We start from the raw sequence: 17,721 nt of genomic DNA, 5'->3' as shown, positions 1-17,721 counted from the left end.
ATGCCAAGTTTTCATGACAACATCATATTAAGTTACGAAGTTGATTTAGAGAACGAAAGGATAAGGATGTGTACTCGTTCGAGTCATGATGTGCCGAAAAATATGGATGTCTTATTCTCTGGTGTAATGGCCCATGCGTTTGATACACCGCTGCATGGCAGTATTATTTTGGATCTCGATGAGTGGGACGTAGAGCATTTTATCCCTCATAATCGAGAGTTGTTAGAGTCGGGGAAGGGCTACGGTTGGCCTGTCAGTTATGTTTCCTATGAGGAATTACAAACTCGGCTAATAGAAGAGAAATACAAGTACATGGTGATCTCATCCTCCTATGGATTGAGTGGTTGGGTTTTGGCGAAGAACGTAGAGATTTCTGTTCAAGAAACGGGGTGAACGGGTTGAGGCGTGAGTACACACAGCATGGTAGCAAGAGGGGAGCAGGACTAAGAACGGGCATTGTTGTGCTTTTTGTTCTGTTCGTTATTCTAGTAATGACCAATCCAAACGAAGAAGAATTTGTTGCATGGCTCGCAAGTGAACATGATATCCATTCTTCGTATGATATGAATGAAGGCAGGACGTTAACGCAGACGATCAACGGTGAGGAAAAGACGCTTCATTATACAGGTGGACATATACAGCATATGGGGATTTTTTCAACATATAGTTACCTTTTTTCGGATAATGAAGAAAAAGAGATCCAGATTAAAGCGGTCGGCATAATGAATATGCTATTTAATAGATAGGTAGAATGATTGTGGACAGTTACAAAATTTGGGAGGAATTTCTGCTGATATCCGCGCTCTTTGCATGATGTAACTTGTGCAGAGAAGCGTGTTTTTTTGCGTGAAATGCCATATAAGCAAAGATGGCTAATTTCGTTCGTTCGCAAATCCCACATTATGGGTTATGATGTACCTTGAGAGAAAATTTTACATACATAGGAAGTCTTCGTTCTAAATAAAAGGCATTTAAGATCTTTACCAGGGGAGTGTTATCCATGATTAAATGGAGGGTTGATGATGAAAAAGTTAACCGTAGTTTCATTATTATTTCTACTTCTGGTGGCCTGTCAGAATCAGGAAAAAACTGAAGATGCACAACAATCAATAGATTCCTCGGCTCAAAGTGTCACAGAAAAAGAGGCACAACAGGATGAAGAAATATCGACATCCCAACAGAAGGAAGACATCCCACCAGAGTATCTAGATGAAAAAAACTATACAGGGGACAAATTGGAAATCGTCAAACTTATGAATGCCCGTATGCGTTATTTATACGAAGAGGATGAAAAGCGATATATGAATCTTTTTGATCCGAAATCTCCTATATCAGGTATGGGAAGATACAAAGTTCTCAAGGTTACTTCGATGAGCGATATAACTATACAGGAGCAAAGGAAGCTCTATCAGGCAGCGGTGACGGTTAATGAGTTAAAAGAGAACAACGAAGAGTATAGCAATACGATGGTGTTTTGGAAAAAGAAAGAAGATGGCGATTCTGCGCAATGGGTTATTGCAGATATTGATTGATAACATAGTGGCTGATAGATGGAAGATCCATATCATCACACAAAATAAAGGATGATGTAATGATGACAAGGCAATTAATACTGATTGAAGGATTACCGGGTTCAGGCAAGTCAACGGTTGCCCAAATGGTATCCGAAATTTTGATAGAACAAGGCAAGAAGGTACAACTATTTCAGGAAGGAAACCTGGATCACCCTGCTGATTACGAGGGCGTATCTTTTTATTATGCAGGAGACTTCGAGACTTTATTGAAAACGCATGAAAAATACAGAGAGGTTCTGGAAAGTAATGCGATTGCCCATGATCAAGGTTTCTTGATTCCTTATCGTAAGATGAAAGAACAATGGGGAACAGAGCTTCCCGATCACATTGTACAGGATATTTTCAGCCGAGATATTTACGAAATTCCTTTTGAGCAAAATGTTAAGCTGATCACCGAGAAGTGGCAAGATTTCGCCCAAAATGTGTTAAGCACGAATGATGACTGCATCACGATATTTGAATGTTGTTTTATCCAGAATCCACTAACCATGGGTCTTGTAAAATGCAATCAATCCAAAGAGCAGAACGTGCAGTATGTATTGGAACTGGGGCGTATCATTCATGCTCTGAATCCGCTTCTCATCTATATCGACCAGAAAGATATATCCTATACCTTTGATAAGGCAGTTAGTGAAAGACCAAAAGAATGGTCAGAGGGATTCATTAATTATTATACGAACCAGGGTTTGGGGCAGGCACAGGGTTATCAGGGTGTTGAGGGTACGGTACAGGTTTTGCAGGAAAGAAAGAAGCTGGAGTCCGAAATCTATGGGTTACTTCAAATGGATAAGGTTTGGCTGGATAATTCGGATTATGACCGCGAGGCTTGTAGGCACAAGCTAGAAAAGATTCTGTAATAACCTTAATGAAATACGAATACATACCGGAGGTCAGTTTTATGACATTTTATGAAGTAGCCTTAATTGCAACAACCGCAATCTTAATTATTATAGGTGTTCGAAGCAAACGGAAACCATTGGTTAGATGGGGCATGGTCAGTTTGGTTCTATTGCTCGTACTTATTATTCCTTCGTTCATTAGCGGGTTCATGGACGGATTTGCTGATGGATGGTCAGCGAGATGACCACTGCAGATAACAATAATATATCGTATGAACAAAATCACAACAAATTCAACTTCCGTGTGGCAGGTATTGTGATGGATGCGGGAAGAGTTCTTTTGCATACGACTGAACAGGATGATTTCTGGAATCTGCCCGGAGGTCGGGTAGAATTGAACGAGACAACAGAAGCGGCTATTGTGCGAGAGATGATGGAGGAACTGGGTGTTCATGTAGAAGCGGGCAGGCTCGCATATGTTAGTGAAGATTTCTTTGAATATGATGGCCTGAAGTATCATGAAGTTGGTTTTTATTATGTCATCACATTGCCGGAAGCCCATAAGCTTTATAGTGAAATAGAATTCAAAGGTCTAGAGGATAACGGTAAATTAATCTTCCGATGGTTTTCCTTGGACGAACTGGAGCAGATGGAAGTTTATCCTGTGTTTTTGAAAAAGGAACTGACTAATCTCCTTGATGCAAAAGGCATCAAACACTTCATTCAGAAATAGAGGGACAGGTGCCTATGGACATTACATTTATTCGTCATGGTCATGGCGAACACTTGAAAGACTACCCAAACCAATTAAATTGTCTGCATCCTGGCCTCACTGAATTGGGAAAAAGTCAGGTCATAGCGTTGCGAGAACAAGTGGTTTTTGCACCTGAAGACGTCATTTTGGTCAGTCCAACGAAACGTACGATCGAAACAGCACAACTTCTCATCCCTAACAAAAATCTTGTGTTCTTAAGCCCGCTGGTTGGCCCAAGAATGTTTCCTCAGAGTCCAGTTGTACCTTTCGTCTGCGATCAGACCTACTCCAAGGAAGAACTCAGCCATCAGTATACTGACTTAAGAATGGTTGAGTTGGGATTGGATTGTTGGGAAGAGAGTATTAATCAGATGGATGCACGTCGATTCAAAATATTAGCTGAGCAGCTTCTTGAATGGTGCAGGCAACAGAGCGGCAATACGTTTATCATTTCCCATGATGGTACGATATCGAACTACAGGATGGTACTCGGAGAAGAAGGGGTAACCAAAAGTGATTTTCTTGGTGAAGCAGGGCAGTACACGATCAAGAACTTTTAACTTTTAAAGGAGATCCCGACAATCTCTTTTACTACACATTAGACAAGGATCTGCTTTATAAGCGACTATAACTGCACTTAGGGGGATTTTCAATGAAGTTATCGGATTATGAGTATCTAACTTTGGCTCTGGAAGAAGCAGAACAATCATTTACTGAAGGAACGTATCCGATTGGTGCGATAATCGTGGATGTGGATGGGATTGTCGTGAGTAAAGGCCGGAACCGAGTCTTCTCGGATTGCGACCCCACCGCACATGCTGAGGTGGATGCCATTCGTCGGGCAGGAAAACATTTGCTGGATGTAGAGAAGAAGAAATTCTCGAAGAAGAAAGACTTGACGCTTTATACTACCTGTGAGCCTTGTCCCATGTGTTCGTGCACCATATTAATGTCGGGGATTAAGAAGATTGTATGGGCAGCAGATGATGAAGAATATGGCGGGCTTCGACGTTTCAAGGAAGGGCCTCATTTTATCCATATGTTTGACACGTTATCCTGTGTTGCAGCACCATACCTTGATCTGGAAAATAAACAGAGAGCATTGCTCGCCAAATGGAATATTGGTAGAGGATTGCTTAATACAGAATGGGAGATTCCCAAACAATGATCCTAATCCAAAGGGGATGAATCCACATGGAATTCGTGGGAGAGAAGGTCAAAATAACAACAGTCACAGAGCAGGACCTCGACTTCATAGGTCAACTTGAATGTGATACAAACATATGGAGCTTTGAGGAAACTGTTGAAACGGATGAGGAAAAGGTCCGTGAGAAATATCGCAGTCATTTTGCTGTCGCAGATGAGAAACCGTATGCCTATGATTTCGTTATACGCCGCATGGATGATCCGGAAGATACACCCATTGGTATCGTTCAGATGTGGAGTTATGTAGATTACCGAAAAAGCTGGGAACTTGGATACGCTGTACTTTCGGATTATGCAGGTAGAGGATACGGGAGTGAAGCTACCCGACTTTTGTTACAATTTGCATTTCAAGAGTTACAAGCTCATAAGGTCGTCGGCATGTGCAATTCACAAAACGTTCGCTCAGCAGCACTGATGCAGCATGTGGGAATGACACGCGAGGCCATCTTCCAGGAAGAACTATGGTGGAACAATCAGTGGACAGACCAGTACTTTTTCTCGATTTTGGATAGAGAGTTTAAGCTAGTCTAATAGGTACGGGAGGAAATCAGATGAGTACGTTGGTTCTGCTAAGTGATTTGGTATTCGAATCTAACGATAAATTGGATCAGAAAATATTACGCTTATTCAACAGTGAACAGCCTTCCATCGGATATATTCCTTCGTGTTCCGATCCGGAGCGGAAATATTTTGAACACACCAGACGTTATTATAATCAAGTAGGAATCGATAACATTCAATATTATGATCTTGATCTGGAGTATGAGGAGAGCACATTTGGCTCTATTTTTGAATGTGATGCGATTCATCTATCCGGAGGAAATACGTTTTATTTTCTAAGTTTATTACAGAAGAGAAATGTGCTTGGTTTGCTGCGTTCCTATGTGAAGAGTGGTGGCATTCTGATTGGGGTCAGCGCAGGCAGTATTCTGACTACACCTACGATAGAGATAGCTGGGTATGGGGAAGATGCAGATGAAAACAATGTAGATCTGAAAGATATGAAAGCACTGGGGCTCGTTGATTTTGAGTTTGCACCGCACTGGGATGGTTCGGAAGACGCCCTGAATTCATTAAGAGAGTATACCCGTGTTAATCGTACGGCGGTTTATGTGTGCCAAGATGGTGGCGGGCTTGTAATTGATGGTGAAAGCGTAGAGTTATATGGAAATGTGAGTCTCGTAGATTACAGAGAGAGTGGGTCTGTTGATGAGTAATATTACGGTCTATCATTATGACGCTTTCTCCACAGTTCCCGGCCAAGGGAACCCTGCAGGAGTGGTTTTTGATGCTGATCATTTGAGTGAGATCGCGATGCAGCAGATCGCTTATCAAGTTGGTTTTAATGAGACGGTATTTGTGTTGAACTCTGAAGTAGCTGATGTCAGATTACGTTATTTTACCCCGGGCCATGAGATTAATCTGTGTGGTCATGCCACAATGGCATCACTCTATGGTTTGAAGACGCGTGGTATGTTGAGTGACAGTGAGTTAATCACGATTGAAACCAATGTAGGTACATTACCCATACGATTTGAGCGCATTGCCAACACCATTTACATGGAAATGAAACAGGATCAGCCGCAGTTTATACCGTTCCAGGGGGATATCGAGAAGCTGGTAAGCGCCATAAACCTAACTCTGGATGATGTTGACCTTTCTACTCCAATCGTTTATGGAAGTACAGGAACCTGGACGTTATTAATCCCGATTCGTGAACTAAACTCTTTTATGAAAATGAAACCGGATTCTTCCCTGTTCCCTGGTATTTTACTTGAAAATCCGAAAGCTTCCCTACATCCCTTTTGTTTCGAAACCCGTGATTCCGATGCGATGATGCATGCCAGACATTTCTCTTCACCTTACTCAGGTACGACGGAAGATCCAGTGACTGGAACAGCCTCCGGTGTGATGGGTGCTTATTATTTAACCTATTTGAAACCGGAGATTGATGAGGTGAAGTTTTTGGTAGAGCAAGGACATGAGATTGGAAGAGATGGAAAGGTTCAAGTGAGTGTGATTCGGGATGGTGAGGATATGGATGTCAGAATGAAGGGGACAGCTGTTTTTGTGCGTGAACTGAATGTTGAATTGGACACCTGATCCTATACATAAAGGAGTTGCTCTTGTTGAATGAAAAAACTGTTTTAGATAGCGTTACTCATGTTTTGAAAGAAGAATTAACGGATGCCTTGGTGGGGATATATCTACACGGTTCTATGGCCATGGGATGCTTTCATCCAAATCAGAGTGATATCGATATTTTGGTCGTTAGCCGGGAAAAGCGATCTGCCGACACCTATCAAAGGATTGCACAAAAGCTAATGCATATTGAAGATGAGATGCACATTACGAAAGGTTTTGAACTCAGTGTTGTACTGGAAACTGCGATTGTTGCCATGGCATACCCTACTCCTTTCGAATTTCATTACTCTGCTTATCACCGGGAGAAATATCGAACGGATGAGCAATATCTCTGTGGCGGATATGAAGATCCGGATCTGGTAGCACATATGGCGGTCATCTATGATCGAGGTATTGTGCTGGAAGGTAAACCTATTAGGGATCTGTTTCAACCGGAAAATCGTGAACATATGATTGCCTCAATCACATCGGACGCGAGTTCAGCAATTGAAGAAATTGTGGAAAACCCGGTCTACTATGTATTGAGTCTGTCTCGGGTTCTTTTGTATGTGAAAGATTCAGTCATTCACTCCAAGCGAGAAGCAGGAGAATGGGCACTTACAAACCTTCCCTCTAAATACAAGGAGGTCATCTCACAATGCCTTGCAAAGTACAATGGTGATCTGGAGAATGTGAATTTGAGTGAAGCCTTACTTCTGGAGTATGCGGAATATATGTTGGATCAGATCCACGTGAAGGGAAATTAACATGTTGCAAATTTTTGATATTCGGCAGAAGCCGGACGTGCTGCAAGAGGCAGTACAGTATTTCTGGAAACAATGGGGCTCGGAATCAAGCTTCCACATAACTGGGCCTATATCGGCAAAGGATATCTGCTTGATGATGAAGAGACGAGAATCTATGAATATACGATTTAATAGAGGTTACACACGCTTTAGGGCTTTGTTTTGAATTCGGGAGGAATGAACCTATGATTACCGAGATTAATAAATATGAATTCCATAAAGTAAAACATCTCACGGACTCATGTGAGAATATTGAAGTCAAAGCGGTGGCGTATGGCTTGAACCCGGGACGGATCTATGTAGATGATGCAGAGAATATCACAGCAGCTCTAATTTGGATACATGGACAATCTGGTTTTCAGTTGATCGGAGATTCTCGAAGTGAACCCTTTCTGAATGAATTGAAAGAGTACATGCGGGAACGTATTGAACCTGAATTATTAAACTTACATATTCATGCTGTTGAAATTGGTGTGATGGACGAAGCCTGGGAAGATGTTCTTCGGCACATCTCCGGGAAAAGAGATATCCCCAGTGATATTCAGCATGTATTCAAGTTGAATCCAAATCTGATAAGTCAGCAAGCACCTCTCGACATATGTGATTCACAGGACGAGAAAGTCAGAATTCTCAGGATAGATGAAGTACTATTAGGAGAGAAAAGATATAACAATTCTCCTTTTCTGATGGATAAAATCTCTCACTTCTGGACGACAATAGATGATTTTTTGCAACATGGCTTTGGCTATATTGCAGTGCATAATGATGATATCGCGAGTGTTTGCCTTTCTGCATTTATCGCAGATCAGACACATGCGGTTGATATTGAAACGGTTGAAGTCTACAGAAGAAGAAATTATGGTGCGATGGTGGCAAAAGCTTTTGTAGAAGAATGCGGTCGTGTAGGCATACATCCGTATTGGGATTGTTCACCGGATAATGCTGGCTCAATTCGTCTGGCACAGGGTGTGGGCATGTCACTGGATTTTAACTATAGAGTTTACTGGTATGATCTATCCACGTAGACGGGTATCGGATATGAAGGAGGATGTGCTGTGAGCGAATCATTACAGGATCAGATTCAATTTCTCATTGAGATTGATAAACTGAAGACAATTGAACGAAAGACGAGAATAATGCATGGGGAGAGACTTGAAAATGATGCGGAGCATTCCTGGCATCTGGCGATGATGGCCTTGGTTTTACAGAGTCACGCCAACAAGGATGTGGATATTCTTAAAGTCATTAAGATGCTTCTCGTTCATGATCTGGTTGAGATCGATGCGGGAGATACTTTTGCCTACGATACGGTGGGGAATACGGATAAATATGATCGTGAACTTCAAGCGGCTCATCGGCTATTTGGTATGTTGCCTAAGGAACAGGCTGAAGAACTACTCCAGTTATGGTTAGAGTTTGAAGCAAAGCAGACGCCTGAAGCACAATTTGCCTCATCTCTCGATCGGTTGCAGCCTCTTATCCACAATCATCAGAATGAGGGAGATACTTGGCAGAAATATAACATTACAAGTGAACAGGTGTTAAACAGAAACCGTGAAATTGCAAACGGTTCCGAAACATTGTGGGAGTATGCGCAGCAGCTTATTCAGAAATCCGTGGATCAGGGAATCTTGACCAAATCATAAGGGTACGTTTCACGTATGCACTTTGAAGATGGGGGAGAAGCATGGATGGGATATATCATGGAGCTAAGAAAACTGGTGGGCCCGCGTCCTCTAATTATGGCGGGCTCATGTGTACTCGTTTTCAACGAGGAAGGTCACCTGTTGCTACAAAAACGTACAGATAGCTTGGATTGGGGGACACTTGGGGGATCAATGGAACCCGGGGAGTCTTTGGAGGAAACAGCTGCGCGGGAATTGTATGAAGAGGCCGGACTGAGAGCGGAATCGTATAAACTCATTAGCATTTTTTCAGGTGAGGACATGTACTATCAGTATCCACATGGTGATGAAGTTTACAACGTCATGGCTGTTTATGAAGCTGCAGGTATCCAGGGCAGCCCAACCATTATGGATGATGAAGGGCTGGAACTCCGATATTTCGATCTGAATCAGCCGATCCCTGAGATCAATCCGTTTACGGAATATGTGTTGAAGAAGGCAGGATATATCAGAACTTAATAGTAAGAGGGGGGATATTATGACACAGGACTTCTATTGTGATGAGGTGCTGAGTGGTAAAACGCAAGTCAAAGTTGTCATGGAAACAAATAACGTTATGGCTTATCATCACACTCGGCCATACTACAAGCATCACATTGTTGTAATTCCCAAGATTCATATTCAGTCCTTCATTTCAGAAGAGGAAGAGAATAATGATGAGCTACTCTTAGAAATGATGCAGGTCATTAAAAAAGTAGCTGCTGACTTGTTAGCTCAGACAGGCTCATCGAAGATTGTAACTAACTTGGGCAGTTATCAAGACTCGAAGCATCAGCATTGGCATATAGTCAGTGGTGAACGAACTTAGAAAACTGTATACCGGATTAACAAACTTCCACCGTTCACTTACGGATGTGGAAGTTTTTTTCGTTTTGAATCAATAAGTACACCGAATGACTTTTACATCCACCATAAAAGTTAACTGAGGAAAAATATGCTAGAATAGGGAGTGGTAGTTTAATAGATTCATAGGAGGAATAACAATTATGATTACTATATTTCTAATGTTGATTAATGTGTTGTTATACGGACTGGGTGTGTATGCACTGATCCTGTTTATTAAGCTTGCCCGGCGTGGGATTCAGGCACTGGATATCTACCTGTATGAGAAACGCGGAGAGCGGTTCTAACATTCACCACCTCACACTCGAACAGAATTATCATTTTTCTCTCAGTGTTTTATCTTTCCTATTCTAGTATGATTAACGCATCAATCCAGTAAAGAGAGGGTTAATGACATGGATGCTTTTTTAGAGCAAATTAACGAGTTAAACGAGCTTCAGAAGGACTTGGTTAGCCTACATCCTTTGTTTGCAGAACATTATCCAGTGGTTGTAGCCTATGAAGCTTTATTATATATCTATGATTATTCGTCCAAAACGCAGCAATATGAGTGGGTGAAGACGGTACCGGACGATTTATATATTCCAGATGAATGCCTTGCTGCTATGCCGGTGCATCATATGAACGGACGAATGTGTGCGATCGTAACGGATACAGCGTTCAAAGATCTGGAACAGAAAGTTTATCTGTTCCACGAATATGTTCATTGTTATGTATATGAGAAATATGATGAACGGATCGTCAACCGTCTCAAGATTAAGCATAAAATGGACGAACTGAAGCGCGTGACATGGGAACTGGATTATGATTTTCCGTATGAAGATGAAATTGTTGTGGAGCGGATTAACTCATTGTTGACTGCTTTGAAGAGTAAAGACCTGACACTAGTACACACGGCTAGAAAGGCGTTGTTCACTTCATTAAATGAAGAACAAGCCGAGTATTGGAGCTGGTTGGAGTGGAACGAGGGTTACGCGCGTTATATTGAGAATCTGATTCGGGCAAAATTTGGACAGGAAAGCAATCATTTTGGAGACACAGCTCCGTTTAACCGCTTGATGTTCTATGAATGTGGGTCGGAATACATTAGTCTGCTTGTGAAGGAGCACCCGGAGTACCATACGGATCTGGAGCAGCTGTTTGACCGGATGCAATTGGAGAGAACACAAGGTTAATTACGTAATTACGATGAAAAAAGGTGGAACATAGCGGAGGTCACTATTCACGTGATCTGTACGTTGCACCAGTAGCCTATATCATTTTTCTAAGTATAGTAGAATACTTCCCGATAAAAGGAGATTAACTCTATGCCGTTACCTATGGTTCATCTCAATATTGCTAATCTGATTGCAAACTCGCTGCAAATGCAGGCTGATCGAGGTCCATTCTATCTGGGGAATATCGCCCCGGATTCCATACATATGCGCGAAGGTACAACCAGAGATGATAAGGAATACACCCATTTTAACCCGAAAGATCATGGAGATTACGTTGGTGAACTGAAGGATCTCTACTCAAGCTATATGCAACAACTTACCGATGAAGGATGGAAGTGGTTTGTGCGAGGATACTTTATGCATGTGCTGACAGACTATTACTGGTTTCGTAGTGTGCATCCTGAATTCGTCGAACGGGTCAACGAGGTAGATCAATATACAGGCAGTAGCAGATCGAAGGATGAACTAGCGCGTTTATATTACCAGGAGACGGACCAGATCGATTTTAATCTCTATCAAGGTTCAAGTTGGAGCGAAGAGGTATGGCAGGTGCTCAACAGTTCACCGGGTTATGACATGACGGATCGTTTAACTGCTGATGAGATTGTACGCTGGCGGGACCACACGTTTTCTTTTCTTAATGGGGAAGAACCGGGAATTACTCCTGAGTTCATCACGGGTGAGAGAGTTCAGGTATTTGTGGAAGAGACCGTAGATCGACTGACCGCTTTGTTGTCTTCATGGGACCCGGAGTTACGTAACTGGATATGACTATAGATGGTTAGTGAAGTTGAGTCACTAGATGCTGTATTTATTACTTCTCTACTAATTACTTGTCTATTTAATAATAAGTTAGGGAGGCATGCAGTATGGTGAAATATGTAGGAGTGTTGCTCGTATTTGTCATTGCCACGTTCATTGCAGGGTGCAACAAACCGAATGAATCGAACGCGGAAGAAGGGCTTCCTGTACTGATCACTTTAACGTGTAATCCCAACCTCGGCTTGGAACCATGCCAAGATGTTGAGTTTGATCGACCTGACGAGATTCGAATTATGATGGAGGCCATACATAAGACAGAGCGTATGCAGGGCATTCTTGATTATGGTACAGAGTACGTCATGAGCATAACAAATGCGGACAGCTCGATAACACGGTATGATTTTTCATTAGGAATGGATCCCGAGATGCAAGGCCTGTTAGTCAACCATGAAGACACGAACATTGGATATAGCATATCCCTTGAGGATTCGAATCAACTAAGAAGACTGATCCAGCGACGTACAGATTAAGAAGGTATATGGAACGGAGAAGAACCTGTGGATGACAAAATTACCATTGAACCTTTAACGCAATCAGATGCAGATGGAGCGTATCAGGTGTTCGAGACAACCATTCCTGCAGCATTTGATCAGGAGGGAATAGGCTCGCTTCTGGATGATATTCAGGGCGAAATAGCACAGAAAAAAGCGATGATTCACGAGGAATTGCATGCAAAGGACAACATAGAAGCAAATGTATTTTTCCTCGTCGCCAAAATGGGAGATGTTATTGTAGGCACTATCTCGTATGGACCGTGTGGTAAGGAGATTCGAGAATGTACAGAGGGCCGGCTGAATGATATCGGAGAACTGGGTAGCCTGTATGTGTTGCCCGAGGTTCAAGGACAGGGGGTTGGTTCGGCGCTCATTCTTGCACTGGTTACTGAACTGCAACGGTTGGGAATCCAGCAATTCTGCCTGGATAGCGGTTACCAGATCGCACAGAAGAAGTGGCAACGCAAATTCGGTGAACCCTATGTCGTGGCAAAGAACTACTGTGGCGAAGGAACAGATCATATGGTTTGGCTGTGTGAAGTACAGGATTTTATACTAAAATGAAACGTACAAAAGAGATGACGACCTGTATTGTATAGGGGTCATCTCTTTATCTTTTTGCATCGATCGTGAACGATTGTTCGTACAGTGTACCATGTGTGTTTTTATGTACCCGAGGAAAAAAGGAGTGAACATATGTCAATCCAGTGGAATACACCCGAGCAACGGCTGTCCCCTCATGCGGTAAACTTGTGGAGAATTAGCGCCATCATATGGAATGTGATAGGCTTTCTAATTCTTGCCGTACTGTTAATACTCGACTCCATCTATGGATGGAAGACGTGGATTGGTTGGATTTTGTGGGGCGTCACGGCCATATCTGTACTATATGCGGTGTGGGATATTTTCATCCAGCCGTCATGGTTATACAAGCATTGGTACTATGATGTGAATGAGGAGTTCCTGCAATTGAAGCGTGGGGCGCTAACCAAGGTACACCAGATCATCCCCATGGCGAAAGTGCAATCGGTTACAACAAATCAGGGACCTTTGATGCGAAAATATGGACTCTATTCCGTATCGGTTGGCACGATGGGTTCATCACATGAAATCCCCGCCTTGCCAGAGGAAGTTGCGCTTGCACTTCGTCATCAGATTGCGTCCTATGCGCGGATTAATGAGGTGGATGAATGATCGATATGAAGCGACATCATCCATTAACCATGCTGTGGAGTCTGTGGAAACTGGTGAAGAATTCGTTCGCCATCATCCTGTTTTTGTTTGTCTTCCGTCAGGGCTCAGAGTCCCAATGGCTCTTCTATGGAAGAATCGCCTTTTATGCAGGGATTTCCATCGGCATCGTGTCGATCATCTGGAAGTGGTTCACTTCTCGTTACACAGCAGACGATAAGGCCTTTCACATCTACAGTGGTGTGTTCAACCGTACTCGAAGAACGATACCGTATACCAAGGTCCAGAACGTGAACCGACATACGACGCTGTTTCATCGGTTGTTCCGCGTGACGTCGATTCGATTCGAGACCGGAATCAAGGGAGAAGATGCTACCTTCCAGTTACACGTTGTTTCACTTTCCGAAGCGGAGCAGTTGGAGAAGATTGTAGCGGGTTATCTGGCAGAAGATGCAGAAACAGTAGGAGCAACAGAGGAACGTGATACGTTGGATGCAGTTCAGGATATGGAAGAGGGAGAGACGCAATCCGCCCCTGTTATAACTGATGAAGCCATGCCTCTACCTGCAAAAGAAAAACAGGAACGGATTGTTCATTATCATTCCACCCGCAAGGACATATTCAAAGCATCCTTTACCTCGCTCAGCTTTCTCGTACTGATTCCGGTCCTGGCTACGCTCTATTCCTGGGTGAAGGACTTCTTCCCTGATGAAGAAGTAACGGAAAGTTTGTTATTAACCTGGCTTGATTCCTGGTGGATTGCCAGTTTGATGATTTTGGTTTTATTGATCATATCTATTGCTCTGGGCATAGTCAGAACCTTCGTGAAGTATGGAAACTTCCAGATCACCTCGGATGCCAAGCGGATCTATATCTCGAAGGGCATGATGGAGCAAACGTCATTTTCAATCCTGAAAGAACGCGTTCAGGCCGTGAAAATCACTCAGTCACCGATGAAAAGGCTGCTTGGACTGGCGGAAGTAGAACTGACCACTGCAGGTAGTCTGGGAGAATCCGAGCAGGAGGTGAACTCGCTCTATCCCTTCTTGCCTGTGAAGCAAGCCTATACCCTGATTGAGGAGATCCTGCCATCCTATCGGGTTACGCAAGAGATGGAAAAACTTCCACGAATATCACTATGGCTGCGCCTGCTCAAACCAAGCTGGGGATGGATTATGATCACGGGTTTATTGTGGTATTTCAAACCAGTGGTGTTTGGGCAGAAACATGCCTGGTTGATGATTTCCGCGATTCTGCTTGTGTGGATTGCAACATGCAGAGTGATGGACTTTTTCCATACCCGATACATTCTGCATCAGAATTTCATTCAACTTCGAACCGGTGCACTTACTTCAACACTCTTCATCTCCAAACGTGAGAAAGTCATTGAAGTGCAGATCACCCGTAATGTGTTACAGCGTTGGTTCGGTGTGGCTTCCATTCATACGGTAAACCGCGCCAAACCTGTTCTGCATCATCGGGCACATGACATTCCCCTGAATACGGCGGAATCATTTCAATCATGGTACATGGGACGTACCCAAGATGTTCAGACCCGTTAACGCAAGAGCAAGGCAGGAAGACCACATTAGGTTATTCTGTACTTGCTCTTTTTACTTGAAGTCCCAGGAAGCAGATTAGAGGAGGAAGGTCATTTTGATGAAAGCTGTGTTCTTTGATGTAGACGGTACATTGCTGAGCGAGATAGATCGGAGTTTATCACCGCGTACAGCAGAGTCGATCCGGGAATTGATTCGTAAAGGCGTTCAAGTCGTACTTGTCACAGGCAGGCCCTATAATTTATGCGAAGAATTCAGAAATCTCGGAATCGATACGATCATTTCGGCTAATGGGGCATTGATCAAAGCAGGTGATGAAGTGATACATAAGTCTGTACTTTCAGCACAGATGGTTAGAGCATTCAGTGAGTTTGCCGAGTTGCAAGGGCATAGTATTTCATATTTTACAGAGTCATTTGAGACGAACGGGTTGTGTACAGCAGATGGTCGTGTTTCTGAGGCCTTAAGAGATACGCTTGGACTCATGGATTTTCCGCAGAAAATCAGCACGTTGGAACAGGACGTATATTGTATTTGCTTATATGCGGATGAGGCGGAGACGGATAAATTCCAGTCCAGATTTCCTTTCTTACGATTCGTGAGATTCCATCCGTATGTAGTGAATGTGCTGGAAGCGAGCGAAGTCAGCAAATCTATAGCCGCAGAGAAAGTTCTCGACTACCTGAAGATATCCAGAGAGGATACAATGGCCTTTGGCGATGGGGAGAATGATGTGGATCTGCTAGATTATGCGGGAATCGGAATTGGGATGGGAAATGGCGGAGAACGAATTAAACAAAGCGCCGATTATGTCACCCTGCGGGCAAGTGAAGATGGGGTCACCTATGCATTGAAGCAATATAAGATTTTATGAGAATGGATCGGCTAAAAAGATGAAGGATATCCAAAATGTGGATTTTCATGTAGAATGATATAGCATGTATTAAGCCCTAAAGCATAGGGTGTTGATCGAAGGGTGACTTATGAAAAAGGTTGTTATCGTAATTCTGTCTCTTGTTGTACTTGTTGGTGTATCCTCTTCCGCTTATGCTCATCCAGGCAGACTGGACAAGAACGGTGGACATAACTGTTCAGCCAAATCCAAGCAAAAGGGTCTGTGCACGGGTTATCACTATCACAAAAAGAAAAAATGAGAATGAGCTGTACAAGATAAACCCGGCCATCATTCAATGTATGGTTGGGTTTTGCATGTGTACCATTGATTTAACATGTTGGAGGCGGTTACACCATGCGGATTCAGGAGATATCGGTATGGAATCATGACGAATTAGTGCCGGTGCTGGCCGAAAGCTCCAGTGAGGGGTTCAGACATATCGAGCGATTAATCCATGAATATGAGACAGGAATCAATACATTTGAGCAAGAAGATGAAGCGCTTTTTGAATGCAGAATGCACAATAAGGTGGTTGGGATCTGCGGTTTGAACAGAGATCCTTATTCTGAAATGATTGATACCGGAAGAATTCGCAGACTTTATGTGATGAGAGAATTTCGAAGACATGGGGTTGGGCGCAGGCTGATGGATGCGGTTATTCAAAAAGCGGAAAAACATTACGCTCGACTGGTTCTGTACACGGATCAACCGGTTGCCGGCTCTTTTTATCGCGACTTGGGATTTAGAGAAGTGACGAGTATGGAGAAGATAACACATGTACTGGAATTGGGGGAGAAGGAAGATGGATCATATTAAAGCCGTTATTTTTGATTTGGACAATACAATTCTGAACAGAACGATGACCTTTGACGGCTTCGCTCGGAGTTTGATTAAAACCTATTTTGCCCATCTTGAGTCCACGGAGGATATCCTCAAAAGAATCATTGAACTCGATGAAGATGGTTATAAGGACAAACCCTTTCTGTTCAACGAGTTGTTGCATGAACTGCCCTGGGCAGAGCATCCGCCACATGCAGAACTGATGGAGTTCTATGGCAGAGAGTATGTGCGAAGTTCAGTTCTGATGGAACAGGCGCGAGAAGTCGTTCAGCATCTGCGGGGGAAATACCAAACCGGGTTAATCACCAATGGGCAGACCGATATTCAGTATGGAAAAATCGATCAACTCGGTATCCGGGAGGATTACGACCATATTATTGTTTCAGAAGAGGCTGGAGTCAAAAAGCCCGATCCACGGATATTTCAGCTTGCGCTCGATCATTTCGGTCTAAGACCAGAGCAATGCATTTACATTGGCGATCATCCCGTGAACGATATTGAAGGAGCAGCAAGCGTAGGCATGAGCACCATCTGGATCAAGGTCAACCAGCCGTGGCAGGACAGCATTACGTCGGGTCCTTTACATACGATTGCACATCTAAGTGAGTTGAAGAAACTGCTTTAGAAGACGGTTATATAAATTGAATATAACATTTACACAAAACGGAGAAGACAGAAATAACCTAAGGAAGCGAAGCGTTCGCCTTTATCCCCGGATTTTTCCCCTTAGGAAAGGAATCAAAAAATCTGGGGATAACAGCGATCGGAAGGTTGTTCTGTCATCGGAGTGACTAGTGTAAATATTCTTTAGTTCAGTTTATATAGATAAAGACTACTATAATCACAGTCCGGAAAGCGAGGAACATACATAT

Annotated in this window: 27 protein-coding genes; all 27 read left to right on the top strand. The window is 43.1% G+C overall.

Annotated features, from left to right (window positions below):
* The 27 genes from BLS69_RS15710 (at position 1) to BLS69_RS15585 (ending at position 17,474) form a co-directional block, all read left to right on the top strand.
* Entirely contained in the window at positions 1 to 393 is a 393-nt protein-coding gene (locus tag BLS69_RS15710; protein ID WP_091033140.1) for a hypothetical protein, read from the top strand.
* A gap of 5 nt (positions 394 to 398) precedes the next feature.
* Complete coding sequence (locus tag BLS69_RS15705) at positions 399 to 746, top strand: hypothetical protein (RefSeq protein ID WP_091033138.1); 348 nt, start codon at positions 399 to 401, stop codon at positions 744 to 746.
* 273 nt (positions 747 to 1,019) lie between these two features.
* Entirely contained in the window at positions 1,020 to 1,532 is a 513-nt protein-coding gene (locus tag BLS69_RS15700) for a hypothetical protein (protein WP_143023583.1), read from the top strand.
* A gap of 59 nt (positions 1,533 to 1,591) precedes the next feature.
* Positions 1,592 to 2,431 carry an adenylyl-sulfate kinase gene (locus tag BLS69_RS15695; RefSeq protein WP_256332312.1) on the top strand — a complete coding sequence of 280 codons (840 nt, stop codon included), beginning with the start codon at positions 1,592 to 1,594 and terminating at the stop codon, positions 2,429 to 2,431.
* A 41-nt stretch (positions 2,432 to 2,472) separates the two neighbouring features.
* On the top strand, positions 2,473 to 2,658 hold the full coding sequence (locus BLS69_RS15690; RefSeq protein WP_091033127.1) for a hypothetical protein: 186 nt from the start codon (positions 2,473 to 2,475) through the stop codon (positions 2,656 to 2,658).
* Positions 2,655 to 3,146, top strand: a complete 492-nt coding sequence (locus tag BLS69_RS15685) for an NUDIX hydrolase (RefSeq protein ID WP_091033124.1) — start codon at positions 2,655 to 2,657, stop codon at positions 3,144 to 3,146. Before BLS69_RS15690 ends, BLS69_RS15685 begins: the two co-directional genes overlap by 4 nt.
* Before the next feature lie 14 nt (positions 3,147 to 3,160).
* Positions 3,161 to 3,727: a phosphoglycerate mutase family protein gene (locus tag BLS69_RS15680; protein WP_091033122.1), complete on the top strand. Its 567-nt coding sequence runs from the start codon at positions 3,161 to 3,163 to the stop codon at positions 3,725 to 3,727.
* Positions 3,728 to 3,819: 92 nt separating this feature from the next.
* The gene (locus BLS69_RS15675) at positions 3,820 to 4,335 is read left to right on the top strand and encodes a nucleoside deaminase (protein ID WP_091033118.1); all 516 of its coding nucleotides are present in this window, start codon (positions 3,820 to 3,822) and stop codon (positions 4,333 to 4,335) included.
* Positions 4,336 to 4,361: 26 nt separating this feature from the next.
* Complete coding sequence (locus BLS69_RS15670; protein WP_091033113.1) at positions 4,362 to 4,904, top strand: GNAT family N-acetyltransferase; 543 nt, start codon at positions 4,362 to 4,364, stop codon at positions 4,902 to 4,904.
* A 20-nt stretch (positions 4,905 to 4,924) separates the two neighbouring features.
* Entirely contained in the window at positions 4,925 to 5,590 is a 666-nt protein-coding gene (locus BLS69_RS15665) for a Type 1 glutamine amidotransferase-like domain-containing protein (protein ID WP_091033110.1), read from the top strand.
* On the top strand, positions 5,583 to 6,476 hold the full coding sequence (locus BLS69_RS15660; protein WP_091033107.1) for a PhzF family phenazine biosynthesis protein: 894 nt from the start codon (positions 5,583 to 5,585) through the stop codon (positions 6,474 to 6,476). Before BLS69_RS15665 ends, BLS69_RS15660 begins: the two co-directional genes overlap by 8 nt.
* Before the next feature lie 26 nt (positions 6,477 to 6,502).
* On the top strand, positions 6,503 to 7,264 hold the full coding sequence (locus BLS69_RS15655) for an aminoglycoside adenylyltransferase domain-containing protein (protein WP_091033106.1): 762 nt from the start codon (positions 6,503 to 6,505) through the stop codon (positions 7,262 to 7,264).
* Between the two features lie 224 nt (positions 7,265 to 7,488).
* Positions 7,489 to 8,328: a GNAT family N-acetyltransferase gene (locus tag BLS69_RS15650; RefSeq protein WP_091033104.1), complete on the top strand. Its 840-nt coding sequence runs from the start codon at positions 7,489 to 7,491 to the stop codon at positions 8,326 to 8,328.
* Positions 8,329 to 8,358: 30 nt separating this feature from the next.
* On the top strand, positions 8,359 to 8,949 hold the full coding sequence (locus BLS69_RS15645) for an HD domain-containing protein (protein ID WP_091033103.1): 591 nt from the start codon (positions 8,359 to 8,361) through the stop codon (positions 8,947 to 8,949).
* A 45-nt stretch (positions 8,950 to 8,994) separates the two neighbouring features.
* A complete protein-coding gene (locus BLS69_RS15640; RefSeq protein WP_091033102.1) occupies positions 8,995 to 9,447 on the top strand; it encodes an NUDIX hydrolase in 453 nt (150 codons plus the stop codon).
* Positions 9,448 to 9,466: 19 nt separating this feature from the next.
* Positions 9,467 to 9,796: an HIT domain-containing protein gene (locus BLS69_RS15635; RefSeq protein WP_176872724.1), complete on the top strand. Its 330-nt coding sequence runs from the start codon at positions 9,467 to 9,469 to the stop codon at positions 9,794 to 9,796.
* Positions 9,797 to 9,974: 178 nt separating this feature from the next.
* The gene (locus BLS69_RS32150) at positions 9,975 to 10,118 is read left to right on the top strand and encodes a hypothetical protein (RefSeq protein ID WP_165790066.1); all 144 of its coding nucleotides are present in this window, start codon (positions 9,975 to 9,977) and stop codon (positions 10,116 to 10,118) included.
* 108 nt (positions 10,119 to 10,226) lie between these two features.
* The gene (locus tag BLS69_RS15630) at positions 10,227 to 11,006 is read left to right on the top strand and encodes a hypothetical protein (protein WP_091033098.1); all 780 of its coding nucleotides are present in this window, start codon (positions 10,227 to 10,229) and stop codon (positions 11,004 to 11,006) included.
* 132 nt (positions 11,007 to 11,138) lie between these two features.
* Positions 11,139 to 11,819, top strand: coding sequence for a zinc dependent phospholipase C family protein (locus BLS69_RS15625; RefSeq protein ID WP_091033096.1), 681 nt, complete (start codon positions 11,139 to 11,141; stop codon positions 11,817 to 11,819).
* A 98-nt stretch (positions 11,820 to 11,917) separates the two neighbouring features.
* Positions 11,918 to 12,340 carry a YhfM domain-containing protein gene (locus tag BLS69_RS15620; protein ID WP_091033094.1) on the top strand — a complete coding sequence of 141 codons (423 nt, stop codon included), beginning with the start codon at positions 11,918 to 11,920 and terminating at the stop codon, positions 12,338 to 12,340.
* 27 nt (positions 12,341 to 12,367) lie between these two features.
* Positions 12,368 to 12,928, top strand: coding sequence for a GNAT family N-acetyltransferase (locus BLS69_RS15615; RefSeq protein WP_091033090.1), 561 nt, complete (start codon positions 12,368 to 12,370; stop codon positions 12,926 to 12,928).
* A gap of 132 nt (positions 12,929 to 13,060) precedes the next feature.
* Complete coding sequence (locus tag BLS69_RS15610) at positions 13,061 to 13,558, top strand: PH domain-containing protein (RefSeq protein ID WP_047842183.1); 498 nt, start codon at positions 13,061 to 13,063, stop codon at positions 13,556 to 13,558.
* Complete coding sequence (locus BLS69_RS15605) at positions 13,555 to 15,117, top strand: PH domain-containing protein (protein ID WP_091033085.1); 1,563 nt, start codon at positions 13,555 to 13,557, stop codon at positions 15,115 to 15,117. Before BLS69_RS15610 ends, BLS69_RS15605 begins: the two co-directional genes overlap by 4 nt.
* A gap of 94 nt (positions 15,118 to 15,211) precedes the next feature.
* A complete protein-coding gene (locus BLS69_RS15600; RefSeq protein ID WP_091033082.1) occupies positions 15,212 to 15,988 on the top strand; it encodes a Cof-type HAD-IIB family hydrolase in 777 nt (258 codons plus the stop codon).
* Between the two features lie 109 nt (positions 15,989 to 16,097).
* Positions 16,098 to 16,268 carry a YHYH domain-containing protein gene (locus BLS69_RS15595; RefSeq protein WP_094030640.1) on the top strand — a complete coding sequence of 57 codons (171 nt, stop codon included), beginning with the start codon at positions 16,098 to 16,100 and terminating at the stop codon, positions 16,266 to 16,268.
* A gap of 95 nt (positions 16,269 to 16,363) precedes the next feature.
* A complete protein-coding gene (locus tag BLS69_RS15590) occupies positions 16,364 to 16,825 on the top strand; it encodes a GNAT family N-acetyltransferase (protein ID WP_091033080.1) in 462 nt (153 codons plus the stop codon).
* Complete coding sequence (locus BLS69_RS15585; RefSeq protein WP_091033077.1) at positions 16,812 to 17,474, top strand: HAD family hydrolase; 663 nt, start codon at positions 16,812 to 16,814, stop codon at positions 17,472 to 17,474. Before BLS69_RS15590 ends, BLS69_RS15585 begins: the two co-directional genes overlap by 14 nt.
* Positions 17,475 to 17,721 lie beyond the last annotated feature (247 nt).

Origin of the sequence: Paenibacillus sp. CF095, from assembly GCF_900101225.1 — a bacterium.
In the GTDB taxonomy this organism is placed as follows: Bacteria; Bacillota; Bacilli; order Paenibacillales; family Paenibacillaceae; genus Paenibacillus.
Note: the sequence above shows the minus strand (reverse complement) of the source record. Positions and strands in the feature narration are given on the sequence as shown.